11 protein-coding genes and 2 pseudogenes are annotated in these 13,016 nt (G+C 70.4%); 5 read left to right on the plus strand and 8 right to left on the minus strand.

The window, feature by feature from the left end; translation table 11 throughout:
- The first annotated feature begins 16 nt into the window (after positions 1 to 16).
- Positions 17 to 1,513 (plus strand): monooxygenase, encoded by a 1,497-nt coding sequence (locus JIW86_RS38835; RefSeq protein WP_257559006.1) that lies wholly within the window; start codon positions 17 to 19, stop codon positions 1,511 to 1,513.
- A gap of 208 nt (positions 1,514 to 1,721) precedes the next feature.
- Here the strand turns inward: JIW86_RS38835 and JIW86_RS38840 are convergent, their stop codons facing one another.
- Complete coding sequence (locus JIW86_RS38840) at positions 1,722 to 2,837, minus strand: winged helix DNA-binding domain-containing protein (RefSeq protein ID WP_257559007.1); 1,116 nt, start codon at positions 2,835 to 2,837, stop codon at positions 1,722 to 1,724.
- On the minus strand, positions 2,834 to 3,259 hold the full coding sequence (locus JIW86_RS38845) for a VOC family protein (RefSeq protein WP_257559008.1): 426 nt from the start codon (positions 3,257 to 3,259) through the stop codon (positions 2,834 to 2,836). The genes JIW86_RS38840 and JIW86_RS38845 overlap by 4 nt, the downstream gene beginning before the upstream one ends.
- A gap of 110 nt (positions 3,260 to 3,369) precedes the next feature.
- Here JIW86_RS38845 and JIW86_RS38850 point away from each other — a divergent pair, with 110 nt between their 5' ends.
- Positions 3,370 to 4,353, plus strand: a complete 984-nt coding sequence (locus JIW86_RS38850) for a helix-turn-helix transcriptional regulator (protein ID WP_257559009.1) — start codon at positions 3,370 to 3,372, stop codon at positions 4,351 to 4,353.
- Positions 4,354 to 4,587: 234 nt separating this feature from the next.
- On the opposite strand, the gene JIW86_RS38855 is transcribed toward JIW86_RS38850, so the two are convergent.
- From JIW86_RS38855 to JIW86_RS41845, 3 genes and pseudogenes are all read right to left on the minus strand, one after another.
- The gene (locus JIW86_RS38855) at positions 4,588 to 4,974 is read right to left on the minus strand and encodes an ATP-binding protein (protein WP_257559010.1); all 387 of its coding nucleotides are present in this window, start codon (positions 4,972 to 4,974) and stop codon (positions 4,588 to 4,590) included.
- A 536-nt stretch (positions 4,975 to 5,510) separates the two neighbouring features.
- Positions 5,511 to 6,602, minus strand: a complete 1,092-nt coding sequence (locus JIW86_RS38860; protein ID WP_257559011.1) for a solute carrier family 23 protein — start codon at positions 6,600 to 6,602, stop codon at positions 5,511 to 5,513.
- 107 nt (positions 6,603 to 6,709) lie between these two features.
- Positions 6,710 to 6,970 (minus strand): annotated as a pseudogene (locus JIW86_RS41845) (solute carrier family 23 protein); the annotation flags it as partial.
- A gap of 383 nt (positions 6,971 to 7,353) precedes the next feature.
- On the opposite strand from JIW86_RS41845, the gene JIW86_RS38870 reads away from it, so the two are divergent.
- Entirely contained in the window at positions 7,354 to 8,073 is a 720-nt protein-coding gene (locus tag JIW86_RS38870) for a helix-turn-helix domain-containing protein (RefSeq protein WP_257559012.1), read from the plus strand.
- A 355-nt stretch (positions 8,074 to 8,428) separates the two neighbouring features.
- Positions 8,429 to 9,865: a nucleobase:cation symporter-2 family protein gene (locus JIW86_RS38875; RefSeq protein ID WP_257559611.1), complete on the plus strand. Its 1,437-nt coding sequence runs from the start codon at positions 8,429 to 8,431 to the stop codon at positions 9,863 to 9,865.
- Between the two features lie 390 nt (positions 9,866 to 10,255).
- Here JIW86_RS38875 and JIW86_RS38880 read toward each other — a convergent pair whose 3' ends face one another.
- Positions 10,256 to 10,996, minus strand: coding sequence for a nucleotidyltransferase domain-containing protein (locus tag JIW86_RS38880; protein ID WP_257559013.1), 741 nt, complete (start codon positions 10,994 to 10,996; stop codon positions 10,256 to 10,258).
- Positions 10,997 to 11,318: 322 nt separating this feature from the next.
- Between JIW86_RS38880 and JIW86_RS38885 the strand changes: the two genes are divergently transcribed.
- Complete coding sequence (locus JIW86_RS38885) at positions 11,319 to 11,714, plus strand: hypothetical protein (protein WP_257559014.1); 396 nt, start codon at positions 11,319 to 11,321, stop codon at positions 11,712 to 11,714.
- Here the strand turns inward: JIW86_RS38885 and JIW86_RS38890 are convergent.
- Both JIW86_RS38890 and JIW86_RS38895 read right to left on the minus strand, forming a co-directional pair.
- A pseudogene (locus tag JIW86_RS38890) lies at positions 11,707 to 11,910 on the minus strand (IS5/IS1182 family transposase); the annotation flags it as partial. The gene JIW86_RS38885 and the pseudogene JIW86_RS38890 sit on opposite strands and share 8 nt — an antisense overlap.
- A gap of 12 nt (positions 11,911 to 11,922) precedes the next feature.
- Positions 11,923 to 12,909: an alpha/beta fold hydrolase gene (locus tag JIW86_RS38895; protein ID WP_257559015.1), complete on the minus strand. Its 987-nt coding sequence runs from the start codon at positions 12,907 to 12,909 to the stop codon at positions 11,923 to 11,925.
- Between the last annotated feature and the right edge of the window lie 107 nt (positions 12,910 to 13,016).

A 13,016-nucleotide genomic window follows, 5' to 3' on the forward strand; every position in this document is an offset into this window, starting at 1 on the left:
TCTGGAGGTTGAGTCGATGGACACCGATGTGCTCGTGGTCGGGGCGGGACCGACGGGACTGATGCTCGCCGCCGAACTGGCCCTGGCGGGCGTCCGTGTACGGGTCGTGGAGCGGCGGGACGAACGGCAGCGGGACTCGCGGGCGCTGAGCCTGCATCCGCGTAGCATCGAGCTGATGGACCAGCGCGGGATCGCCGACCGGTTCCTGGCCCTGGGCCGGACCGTGCCGGGCTGGCATTTCGCGGGCCTCGACACCCGCCTCGACTTCACCGGGCTCGACACCCGGCATCCGTACTCCCTCTTCCTGGCCCAGAGCCGGACCGAAGAGCTGCTCGAACTGCGGGCCCGGGAGCTCGGCGCCGAGATCCGGCGCGGATGGGAGGCCGTGGGCCTGCGCCAGGACGAGAACGGTGTGGAGCTGCGGCTGAACGGAGCCGGCGGTACCGAGAGCGTGTCCGCCCGGTACGTCGTGGGATGTGACGGTGGGCGGAGCTTCGTACGGCGGGCGGCCGGGATCGACTTCCCGGGCACGGACGAGACTCTGACCGGGATGCTGGGGGACTTCCGCACGATGGACCCGCTGGCCGTCAATCGGGCGCGTGCGCACGGCGTGCTGGTGGCGCCGCTGGAGGACGGGCTGACCCGGCTCGTATACATCGACCCGGAGCGCATGCGGGTGCCCGCGGCGGAGCCGGTGACGCTGGAGGAGTTCCGCACCTCACTGGTACGGATCTGCGGTACCGACTGCGCTGTGGCGGACCCCCGTTGGCTGTCGCGCTTCGGCAACGCCACCCGGCTGGCGGCCCGTTACCGTGCGGGGCGCGTCCTGCTGGCGGGCGATGCCGCCCACATCCACTTCCCGGCGGCCGGGCAGGGCCTCAACACCGGCCTCCAGGACGCGGTGAACCTGGGGTGGAAGCTGGCAGCGGAGATCCACGGCTGGGCGCTGGCCGGGCTGCTCGACAGCTACCACGACGAACGCCACCCGGTCGGGCGGGCCGTCACCGAGAACACCGAAGTCCAGACCCTGCTCATGGAACTGACGCTCCTCACCCCGTACCAGGGACCCGCCGCAGCTCTGCGCCGTCTTCTGGATGGGCTGCTGGGTGTGGAGGAGGTCAACCGTCGCCTGGCCGGCATGGTCACCGCCCTCGACACCCACTACCCGGCCCCGGCCGAGGGTGCGGACCTGCTGGTCGGGCGGCGGGTCCCCGACATCGGGCTGACCGTGCCCGGCGCGGCGGCCGCCCGTGTCTATGAACTCCTCCACGAGGGCCGCCCGCTCCACCTCGACCTCACCCGGGACCGGGCGTCATACCAGGATCCGGGCGCCGCGCACATCACCGCGGTCGCACCCCTCGACCATGGCAGACACCCCGAACTCGCCGGGGTGACCGAACTCCTGGTACGCCCCGACGGGCACATCGCCTGGGCCACCCGGGCGACCGATACGCGGACCCGCCGCGAGGACCGCGCCGAAGCGCTGGCCGCTTGGGGCGGTTCGGCCGCGTAAGGCCCCGCGAAGGCGTCGCCCAGCCCGTATCCGTCCGGTCCGGCCGTTGCCCGGATGCCGGCGCCATGACGGAGCCGAAGACCGTCATGCCGACGATGCCGCCGAGCCCACGGGCGAGTGTCACCAAGGAGCTCGCCACGCCCGGATCCCGTTCCTGAACGGGATCCGGAGCGATCGGCAGTTCTCGGGGAAGCCTCGCGGGTGTCGCTCAGCGGGGAGACGCGGCGATCTGTACGCGGTTGCTGTCGTGGTCGGACAGGAACGCAGCCAGGCTCGTGCCCTCTTCGGTGACGGCGGTGTGCTCGGTTCGGGTGATGCCGCGCAGCGGGGTGACGAGCACTGTGCCCCGGTCGACGGTCCAGGTCGCGGCGACCCGGCCGTCCACCAGTACGACGCGTGCGCCGGCGACGGACAGGCCGCGGTGGGCGTCGTCGATGATTCGGCTTCGGTCGTGGTAGCCGAGGATCGCGTTGTCGAACGCCGGCAGGAACCGCACCGGGGCGGGTGTGTCGGGGTCGGGGCGCGGTGCGTCGGGAAGGTCCAGCAGTTCCCGGCCCCGCCCGTCTCGGAAGGTGACCAGCTCCTCGCGGATCGCGGCGACCGCAGCCGGCAGTCCGGCGAGGCCGCACCAGGCGCGCAGGTCGGCCGAGGCCGCGGGGCCGAAAGCGGCCAGATAGCGGCGTACCAGGGCTTCGCCGACCGGATCGGAGCCGTCCAGGGACGGGGACGGCGGGTCGATCTCGCGCCCCAGCCAGGAGGAGAGCGGGACGTTGCGCACTCCCGCCTTTGTCCGCCACAGCCCGCGCGGCGGCAGCTGCGCCACCGGGACGAGGGCGGCGATCAACATTTCTCCCAGTGCCCTCGGCCCCGGCGCCGGCCAGCGCTCGGCGAGTGCCCGCGCGAGCTCTGTCATCGAGCGGGGCTCGCCGTCGGCCAGCACCGCCCGGCCCGCCGCGGCGAGCTCGTCGAGGTCTATCCCGTCGAGCTCGCGGCGGTAGGTCCCGAGTACCCGCTGGCGCAGCATGGCGTCGTGGCGGGCCCGCCAGGCCAGGGCGTCGTCGGCGGTGACGAGGTGGACGGTGCGGCGCATGAGGTGGGTCCGCACCACGTTGCGCCCGGTCAGCTGGTCGTCCAGCGTCGCCGGGTCGAACGCGCGCAGCCGCGACCAGAGCCCGGTGAACGGTTCCTGCGGTTCCTGCGCTTGCAGGCCGCCGAGGTGTGCGACGGCGGCGAGGATCGGGGTGGCGGCGCGGTCGAGCAGCAGCTGCCGGGCGAGCGTCGCGCGGCCCAGCGCTCTGCTGTCGAGGACGGTCCCGGTGCTCACGAGGCGTTGTAGTCGTTGGCGACGTCCACGACCCAGGTGACGCCGAACCGGTCCTTGAGCATCCCGTAGAGGGGCGCCCACTGCGCGGGCTCCAGCGCCTGCACGATGGTCGCGCCCTCGGATAGCTTCTCCCAGTACGCGGTGATCTCCTCGGCCGTCTCACCGCGGAGCGAGACGAAGAACGCGTTCTCGCCCCGGTCCCACGGCAGGCTCGCGGGCACGTCGTAGGCCATCACGCGAAATCCGCTGTCGGCGGCCACTTGGCCCCACATCACCTGATCGGCCTCGGACGGCTCCTGGACGTTTCCGGCGTCCTTGTACGTGACCACGACCACATCCCCGCCGAACACCGACTGGTAGAAGGCCAGTGCCTCGCGGGCGTCGCCCCGGAAGTTCAGGTGGATCACGGTGTTGACGGACATGACGGCAGCTCCTCGTCGCTCGATTCATCGGCTGGTGCCGATCACTCGATGACCACCGTCGCAGGAGAAGCGGACAGGATGTGGCCGCTTCTCCTGGCAGGATGGAGCTCATGCAGAAGACCTCAGCGCGGCTGCTGTCGCTGCTCTCGCTCCTCCAGGCGCACCGCGACTGGCCGGGGCAGTTGCTGGCCGACCGGCTGGAGGTCAGCCCGCGCACCGTGCGCCGCGACGTCGACCGGCTGCGCGAGCTCGGCTACCCGATCCTGACCACGAAGGGCCCGGACGGGGGCTACCGGCTCGACGCCGGCACGGAACTGCCGCCACTGCTGTTCGACGACGAGCAGGCCGTCGCGCTTGCCGTAGCTCTCCAGATCGCCACCATCAGCGGCGCCGGGATCGAGGCGGCCGCGGCGCGCGCCCTGACCACTGTCCGGCAGGTCATGCCCGCTCGGCTGCGCCACGGGATCGATGCCCTCCGCTTCACCGCCGTCGAGCGGCCCGCAACCCGGCCCGACCCGCAGGTCGACAGCAGCGTGCTCATGGCGCTCAGCGCCGCCGTGCACGCCCGGGAGGTGCTCCGCTTTCGCTACGGGCCCGCCGCTGATGCCCCGTCCCGCCGGGTGCAGCCCCACCACCTCGTCACCTGGGGCGGACGCTGGTATCTCGTCGCCTGGGACCTCGACCGTGAGGACTGGCGCACCTTTCGCGCCGACCGGATCACCCCGCGGACCCCCACCGGTCCCCGCTTCACCCCGCGAGAGGTGCCCGGAGGCGATGTGGCCGCCTTCGTGGCCGCGAGGTTCCAGGGCTCCGATGGCTCCGGTGACTGGCCGTGCCGCGGCGAGGTGATCCTCGACCTGCCCGCCGCCGAGGTGTTGCCGTACACCCGCGACGGCGTCGTCGAAGAGCTCGCCCCGAACCGCTGCCGGCTCATCCTGGGCTCGTGGTCATGGCCAGCCCTGGCCGCCGCCATCGGCAGCTTCGACGCCGACATCGAGGTAGTCGGCCCGCCCGAGCTCAAGGACGCCTTCGCGCACCTGGCCCGCCGCTACGGCAACGCCGTAACCGCCACGTCTCCACCCACGATCTCCTGAGCCACCCGAACGTCGGTCAGGTGTGCAGGCGGCTGTTGAGTCCGTCCTGGTCACTTGGCAACAGCGGGGACGCATCCGGCCGTCACCTGGATGCCGGCGGTGCAGTGCCGTGGGGTCTGGCGGTGGACCAGGCCGGGCGTGAGGCGCTGTTGACGTATGCGGCTGACTGCCCGAACGTGAACCTCGCCTTCGAGCGGGCGACTGAGACAGCCCCCGGCCATCGGACTGCAGAGCTCAACCGGCCTTGGACGGCGGGGGAGGGCGGAGGCAGACCCATACCCTCTTGCCATTTCCGTCCCTGTTCGGCCAGAACGACCATTGGTCGGCGAGAGAGGCCACCAGTCCAAGTCCGCGGCCGGATTGCGCTGATGGCGCCGGGTCGCGTGGTGTGGGTTGGGCGGTGGAGTTGTCCTCGAGCTGGATGATGAGGGCGTTGCCAGGCCGCCATGTGAGGTCGAGGCAGATGTGCTCGTGGTGGCCCTCGGGTTTCGTGCGGCCGTGGACGACGGCGTTGGTGGCCAGTTCGCTGCAGATCAGGACGGCGTTGTCCTCGAGTTCGGCGCAGCCCCATTCGTCGAGCTTGGCGGCGGCGAAGCGGCGGGCCGCGCTGGCGGCTCTCATGTCGCTGGGGATCTCCACGCAGGCCGACACCGTTGTGGGGTCTTGGGTGAGCGAAGCCGTGACGTGTCGTGACGCCTCAGGTTCCAAAAGTGCTGTGTGACGGTTCATGTGCGGGCCCTCCACGCACCTGCCGATGGCTTCGGGTCCGGGAGCGACGACCGGGATGCAAGATGAGCACCGACGCTGGGACGACCCTGGCGGACGGCGGAACCGCCGCCCACCCGCCGGATCCCGCGAGAGCAGGCCCGGCCCATCATTCCATGATGCGGAATTTCTATTCCATAAATGTAGAAAACACTGCTTGCTTCGTCAATAGTCATCAGTCGCTCGACGTGTATGAGGGCAGATTCCGGAGGTTCCTCCGGTTTCAGTTCCAGTTCCGGCTCGGCGCATCCGTCTCCCTCGTCCGGCGCGTACACGGCCCGCGGATCTTCACGTCCAGGCCGCAGAACGCGGCGAAGCCGTCGAAAGTCGGGCTGAGCGCGCTCCCCGGCCTGTGGGCATGCCGCAGGACGGGTCGCGCGGCATGCCCTGATTCATCGGCTCTGTCGGACGGAACGTGGGGGGAGGTGTGCCTCGCTGTCGATGCTGTCGAAGGCGTCGACGTGTGCGGTGGGGATGTGGCTCTCGTTGGCCTCGCTGCCGCGTCCGAAGTGGTTCAGGAGCAGGTTGAGGAGGACGGCGACGAGGCATCCTGCCGTGATGCCCGATCCCAGCACCATGGCGACGGGCGCGGGGAGCCGGTCGTAGAAGTCGGCGGATGCGACGGGGATGAGGCCGAAGGCAAGGGCGACGGACACGATGATGCCGTTGTGCCCGGTGGCCAGGGAGGCCTTGGCGAGGGTCCGGATTCCGGCGACGGTGATCGAGCCGAAGAAGACGACTGCCGCCCCGCCGAGTACGGGCAGCGGCACGAGCGCGACCAGGGAGCCCAGGGCCGGCACGAGGCCCATGAGGACCAGGACGGCTCCGCACAGGGTGACCGCGTACCGGCTGCGGATGCGACTGATCGCAACCAGGCCGACGTTTTGGGCGTATGAGCAGCTCACGAAGGCTCCCAGGGCACCGCCGAGCGCGGTGCCCAGTCCCTGGGCGCGCAGGCTCCCCGCGATGACGCGGTCGTCGACCGGCTTGTCGACGACCGATCCCACCGCGATCAAGGACGCGGTGGACTCCGTCATGGAGACGAGCATGACGACGAGCATGGTGGCGATGACCGGCGCCTCGAACTGCGGGGCGCCGAAGGCGAACGGCTCGGGGAGCGCGAACAGCGGTGCCTGGGAGAGGTGGTGGAAGTCGACCTTGCCCATCGGCACCGCGGCGGCCGTGCCGGCGATGAGACCGAGCAGGATCGCCACCCGTTGCAGGAAACGTCCGCTGAGGAGCCGGTGGAGGAGGAGCGTGAACGCGAGGGTTCCGGCTGCGAGCGCAAGGTTGGACGGTGAGCCGTACCCGGAGGAAGCGGGGTCGCCGCCCCGGGCCCACTGCCCGGCCACCGGCAGCAGCGAGAGGCCGACCAGCGTGATGACGGAACCGCTGACGACGGGCGGGAAGAAGCGCAGGAGCCGGCAGAACGCCGGAGCCAGGAGGAAGCAGACGGCCCCGGCGACGAGGGTGGCGCCGAACACCAGGGGCAGGGTGTCCTGCCCCCGTGAGGCGGAAGCGGCCAGGACAGGGAAACCACCGCGAACGACACGCCGTTGGTGATGGGCAGCGCCGCCCCGACACCCCAGAAGCGCAAGGTCTGGGCGACGGTGGCCAGACCCGCGACGACCAGGCTCGCGGCTAGCAGAACGGTGAGCTGCGCCGCGGTCAGGCCGAGCGCGCCGCCGATGATCAGCGGAGGTGCCGCGAGGCCCGCGTACATGCTGGCCACGTGCTGCAGGGCGGCGGGGATCATCCGCCGCATGGGCAGCACTTCGTCCGCGGGGTGAACGGGGAGGGCGGGGTGGGACAGGGCGGAGCGATCGTGCATGAAGAGCGTAGGGGCGCGCATGGAGACAGACCCTCCGAGAGACCGACCGCCCGGCCGGCGCACGGCGGGGACGGTTGAGAGCGAAGCACGGCCGGACGAGCCGGACAGGTGGACGGACCTGCCCGGAGGGATGCGGAAATCGTGCCGGATTCCCGTGGTGCGGGAGCAGGGACACGATTTCCTTATTGCGGAATTTACTTTCCACTGTGGACGGCCTTGACCTTACGAACGGGCCTCCCGGTCGTCAACTCCTCCAGGCAGGCCATTTGATTCCTGAGATTCTTTGGAGGTATGCACAATCGCGACCCGCAGGGGCGATCAACGCGCGTCAACTGGCTTCCCCCAGCGCCCGCGCAATCCGCAGGCCTTGGCCGGGGCGGCCGCGGCCCCTACGGTGTCCCGCTATGCCATCCCAAGACGATCTCCACAGCCTCTCCGAGGGTGAAAACGCCGCCTATCCCCCGTTCGATCCCCGCCTCGCCGTCCGCGTGCGCGAGCAGCTCGGACTCACGCACGGCCAGGTCGCCTGGGCCGTCTCGGCCTTCCGGGGACACCCCCTGCACCCCGATGTGCTCCTGGCCTGGGAGCGGGGCGCGGAGGTGCCGACGACCCGTCAGATCGACGCACTGGCAGCCGCGTTGTGGTGTTCACCGGGTGATCTGCTGGGCGAGCCGGCCACGCTCCTGCAGTGCCGGACGCTCCTCGGGCTGACGGTGGAGCAGGTCGCCACGATGGTCGGCATGACCCGCGACCGCTACGCCGAGGCGGAACGGCGCAACCGATGGCGCGGGTCCGGACGTCAGACCCAGGCGCTGTTCGAGGTCCTGCGGCCGCCGCCCGCCTGCTTCGTCGACGCGTGCGGCAGGACGGGGCAGCTGCGCGTGCTGCTGCGCGAGGCGGTCACCGGGTGGTGGCCGAACTACGTACGGCCCGTCGCGAAGATCGTCCCCGTGGCGCCGGCCGAGATCCGCGGTGCCCTGGAACAGCTCCACCTGGCCTACCAGCGGATCGACAACCACGGTCGGACCGGAGCCGGCGCCGAGGCGGTCGAGCGCGAGGCGCTGGCTTTCCTCGACCGGGTCGACGAGCAGCTGTGGCGGCGGCTGCGCACCCAGGAAGCCTGACGCCCCCACAAGCCTCCCGGGCGGCAGGTCTTGACACGGTCGCCTTCACGTGGCGCACTGGAACCACCCAGCCATACGGAAGCTGCTTTCCGCATCGTGGATGATCCGTTGATGCAGTCTTCGGCAGGGAAAATCGGGGCTCGCTCACCCCGCGACACCCCGGCTCGGGCAACTCCCACGTTCCCCGTTCCTCAGGGCACTTCCATGCCCTCGGGCCCTCCTGCCGCCCGCTCGACTGCGTCATCGAACCAGTCCACACGGCCCTCCGAGGCATCGGCCGCTCCCCAGCGCGCCCCTCCCCGGCGACCGCCGTGCCACAGCAGCCCAGGAGGTACCTCCCGTGTCGCCCACCGCCATCCCCAGCCCCGCCCCGGCCCCCGCGCCGGACCCGGCCACGGACCCCGCCGCGAAGCATCCCGTCGACCAGACCCTGCCGTTCGGAAAGCTCCTCGGCGCCGGTCTCCAGCACGTGGCGGCCATGTACGCCGGTGTCGTCGCACCGCCTCTGATCGTCGGCATCGGCGTGGGACTGAGCACGGCAGAGATCGCGTTCCTGATGGGCGCCAGCCTATTCACCGCCGGTATCGCCACCCTGCTGCAGACCATCGGCTTCTGGAAGGTCGGCGCGCGTCTCCCCTTCGTCAACGGCGTCTCCTTCGCCGGCGTGGCCCCGATGCTGGCCATCGCCAAGGCCGAGGGCCCCGATGACGCACTGCCCGTGATCTACGGCGCCGTGATCGTGGCCGGAGTGTTCGGCTTCCTGCTCGCCCCCTGGTTCTGCAAACTCATCCGGTTCTTCCCGCCCGTCGTCACCGGCACAGTCATCACCCTCATCGGTGTGTCCCTGCTGCCCGTCGCCTTCAACTGGGCGCAGGGCGGCAACCCGCAGGCCGCGGACTACGGAGACATCAAATACATCGGCCTCGCCGCCGCGACCCTCCTGATCACCGTGGTACTCCGCAGAGTGCTGAGCGGCTTCCTCAAGCAGATCTCCATCCTGCTGGGGCTCGTCGCCGGCACCCTGATCGCCCTGCCCCTCGGCCTCGCGGACTTCAGCGCCGTCACCGATGCCGACATCATCGGCTTCCCCGCGCCCTTCCACTTCGGCGCCCCGCAATTCGCCGCCGCAGCCATCATCTCCATGATCATCGTGATGATCGTCTCCATGACCGAGAGCACAGCCGACGTGCTCGCCCTCGGCCAGATCGTCGACAAGCCCGCAGACGAGAAGACCCTCGCCGCAGCACTGCGCGCAGACGGCCTGGGCACCGCGCTGAGCCCGTTCTTCAACGGCTTCGCCGCCAGCGCCTTCGCACAGAACGTCGGCCTGGTCGCCATCACCAAGGTCCGCAGCCGCTACGTCGTGGCCGCGGCCGGCGGCATCCTCATCCTGCTGGGCCTGTGCCCGTTCCTCGCCTCAGTCGTCGCCCTGGTCCCTCAGCCCGTCCTCGGCGGCGTCGGCCTCGCCCTGTTCGGCACCGTGGCCGCCAGCGGAATCCAGACCCTCACCCAGGCCGGCCTCGACCGCGGCGACAACATCCTCATCGTGGCCATCAGCCTCGGCATCGGCGTCATCCCCATGGCCAGCCCGAACTTCTACCACGCCTTCCCCGAGAGCGTGCGCATCGTCCTCGACTCCGGCATCAGCACCGGCTGCGTCGTCGCCGTACTGCTCAACCTCGCCTTCAACCACATCGGCCGCGGCAGTCAGAGCGACACCGCCGACACGGCCACCACGCTGCACGGCACCACCCCGCAAACAGTGCCGGCTGCGGCCGCACAAGTGCACTGACCGCGGACAGCGGGTGGGGGATGCGCTCCTTGGATGGAGGCGCACACCCCACTCGTGTGTTCAGGGGGAGTGCGGCCAGGGCGGGCAGCGTCGCAAGCCGGACGGTCGGCAAGGCCCTCCTCACCCAGCTCGGACCCGGCGAACGCCGCGACCACATCCAACGCCATCGCATGGATTCCGCAGGGCGCGGCTTGTACGTGCTGCGGTCGAGGCCGTGTGGGCGTTGTGTAGGGCCCGCGGCCGTTTGTGGGCCTGTCCCGGTTTCCGGATAGGTTCCGCCCAACCCGGCCCCTGACAGTGCCTCACGGGGTCCAGGAGAACATAGGAGGACCCGGGTTATGGACAGGGTTGCCAGCTGTCCGGTGTCCGCTGCGGTGTTGGGAGTCTGTGTCAGCGCGCCGCGGCAACCGAGTCGATGGTGCCGTGCCAGGTCCGGCGGTAGCCGTCGCGGAGAGGGCCGCCGACGAGGTCGAGCACGTTCGACGCTGCGCTGATCAGTGCTGCGGGCTCGCCTGACCGGCACAAGTGGCGGTGTCCTTCGAGAAGGGCGGCTCCGCGCTGTGGGTCGGCTTCCATCAGGCGGCGGGGCAGCCACTTCCCGCCGCCGATCCAGGCGTGATGGTGGTCGCAGAGCAGATCGGCGGCGGCGTTGACCACGTACCCGGCCACGGCCAGCCGCTCGATGGGGTCACTCGCGTCAGTTAGGTCGTCCAGCGCGTCCGTCAGACCGTAGCGTTTCGTATCGACGGTCTCCGGTTCCAGTGCAGGCGGACCTTGACGAAGGTCCGCTTCGGCCAGGGCGCGAGCGCGCCCGGCCTCGCCATTGGAATCGACCAGAACGAGACCGGAGGCGTACATGTTCTGAAGGACCGCCCGGCGTGCGGCGACGTCTGCGGCGAACAGCTCCAGGAGACCGGTACGGGTGTGGACGAAGAGTTCTACGACCCGTTCCTCGAACCGGATCGTCTCCCGGCAGGTCACGCCGCCGTCCTCGATGAGCACCGCGATGTCCAGGTCACTGCTGGCAGTGGCTCGTCCGGTAGCCGTAGAGCCGGCGAGGACCACGGAGAGGGCGTCGGGGAAACGATCGTGGGCAAGCCGTCGCGCTTGTTCGATGGGGTCTGCGTGCATGAGCGGCAGAGTGCCAGGAGACTTGATCAATGGCGAGTCGATTGTGGACGGCACGGCCCGAGCATCTCGATGCCCGGGCAGGTGCGGACTGTTCTGCAGCGCATGACGCGGGTTAGGTGCTCGATGAGGGGGTGTGGAGGCTGCGTGCGGCGGCCGGGTCGCCAGCCTCTCCGGTCCTCCGTGGCGGTGCGGACCGTCGTCTGCGGTAGCGCGGCTGTCAGGTTGAGCAGCGTTGTTCCCCGCGGGTCAGGCTGGTCCGGCGACGTCCCAGGTGGCGGTTCTGCGGCGCGGCCAGCCGGTGGGTACGGGTGACGTTGCCCGGATGCCGGACGCCAACACGTACTGCCTGGTGTCGATTCGCGAGCGGGCGTCGGACCGGCAGTGCTTCGGGCTTGCGGCGAAGCGGAAGCCGCAGGGCCATGTGCACGTGGGTAGAGGTGCTCCGCATGGCGTTGGCAGCGCGGCCGAGCCGCACCGGTTGTGCCTCACCGTCAGCGTTGTCGAGAACGCCGGCGGGCCCTTCGCCTACACCGGCGGTACGCCGGAGCACGCAACCCCGGTGCAGGAAGCCACGGTGAAGTTCCCCTCGGGCAGGGCGATGACATTTCTGACGTACGAATTCCCGGAGGCCGTGAGCATCCCGATGGACGCTGAAATCTGCAGTCCCGACCGGGCTGTCTGGTTCAAAGCATTCGAACCGTACGCTATCGGGCAATAGCTGATGGTTGCCTGCTGTGACTGGCCGAGGGACTGAGCTTCCTCTGCCGAGTAATGCGTCGGGTCATAAGGGTGATGGCTGCCCAAGTGATGAGGGCTTCGGAGTGCTGGACGAGCCTCTCGTAGTCGCGAGCGTGGCAGCGGGCGTGCATGAGCCAGGCAAGAGTGCCTTCGACGACCCATCGGCGGGGCAGGACGGCGTGTCTGGTTCAGCCCTGGAGGGCGGTGAGCCAGTCGGTCAGCAGGCGGTTGACCTCGTCGGGGCGTTCCTGCTGGATCCAGTGGCCGCAGCCTTCCAGCAGGTGGGAGGCGGACAGGGCGGGGAGGGTGGAGGGGTAGGCGTTGATGGCGTCGGCCATCCAGGTGGTGGAGGCGTCCAGGGTGCCGCCGATGAAGAGGGACGGCTGCTTGATCGGGGCTCCGCGGTGGGGGGCGAGGTCCTCCCAGTCACGGTCCATGTTGCGGTAGCGGTTGAGGGCGCCGGTCAGGCCGGTGCGCTCGAACTCCGCGGCGTAGACGCCGAGGTCGTCCTCGCTCAGCCAGGCGGGGAGCTTGCCTGCGGGGAAGCGGTCGCGCAGTCGGCCGCCGTGGGTGACGAAGTGCGGGTCGGCCTCGCCCTGGGCGGGCATGGTGTCGGCGGACAGCGCCGCATAGAAGCCGGCGAGCCAGCCCCGGACGTCGGGCTCGATCTCCCCCTCGGCGCGGCCGGGCTCCTGGAAGTAGGAGACGTAGAACTCCTGCTCAGGGCCGCCGATCTGGCCGAAGATGTCGGTGGGGCGGGGGCCGCCCGGCGGCGCGTAGGGGACGCTCAGCAGGCCGACGGCGCGGAAGACCTCCGGGTGTAGCAGGGCGGAGGAGGCGGCGATGTTGGATCCCCAGTCGTGGCCGACGACCACCGCGCTCTCCTCGCCGAGGGCGCGTACCGCGGTGACGTTGTCCTCCACCAGGTCGAGCATCCGGTAGGCGTCGGTCTCGGCGGGTTTGGAGGAGCGGCCGTAGCCGCGCACGTCGATCGCCACCGCCCGGTAGCCGGCGGCGGCGAGGGCCGGGAGCTGGCGGCGCCAGGAGTACCAGGACTCGGGGAAGCCGTGCACGAGCAGGACCAGCGGGCCGGTGCCCTGCTCGACCAGGTGCAGGCGCCCGGCCGGGGTCTCGATGGTGCGGTGGCGGAGCTCGGCTGTCGGCTCGGGCTGCATGGGCTTCTCCTCGGTTCGCGGGCGTACGCAGGTACCCGTCGATCATGCGGCGCGGCGGCCGCCCGACGCGATCAGCGTTGCCATTCTGGCAAGCTCGCAGGACAGGG

This window comes from Streptomyces sp. NBC_00162 (genome assembly GCF_024611995.1).
Taxonomy (GTDB): domain Bacteria; phylum Actinomycetota; class Actinomycetes; order Streptomycetales; family Streptomycetaceae; genus Streptomyces.

Excerpts from the sequence above, each read along its gene's own strand:
- JIW86_RS38835 (WP_257559006.1), top strand. The coding sequence starts at position 17 with ATGGACACCGATGTGCTCGTGGTCGGGGCGGGACCGACGGGACTGATG.
- JIW86_RS38845 (WP_257559008.1), bottom strand. The coding sequence starts at position 3,259 with ATGTCCGTCAACACCGTGATCCACCTGAACTTCCGGGGCGACGCCCGC.
- JIW86_RS38850 (WP_257559009.1), top strand. The coding sequence starts at position 3,370 with ATGCAGAAGACCTCAGCGCGGCTGCTGTCGCTGCTCTCGCTCCTCCAG.
- JIW86_RS38855 (WP_257559010.1), bottom strand. The coding sequence starts at position 4,974 with ATGAGAGCCGCCAGCGCGGCCCGCCGCTTCGCCGCCGCCAAGCTCGAC.
- JIW86_RS38870 (WP_257559012.1), top strand. The coding sequence starts at position 7,354 with ATGCCATCCCAAGACGATCTCCACAGCCTCTCCGAGGGTGAAAACGCC.
- JIW86_RS38880 (WP_257559013.1), bottom strand. The coding sequence starts at position 10,996 with ATGCACGCAGACCCCATCGAACAAGCGCGACGGCTTGCCCACGATCGT.
- JIW86_RS38885 (WP_257559014.1), top strand. The coding sequence starts at position 11,319 with ATGCCGGACGCCAACACGTACTGCCTGGTGTCGATTCGCGAGCGGGCG.
- JIW86_RS38895 (WP_257559015.1), bottom strand. The coding sequence starts at position 12,909 with ATGCAGCCCGAGCCGACAGCCGAGCTCCGCCACCGCACCATCGAGACC.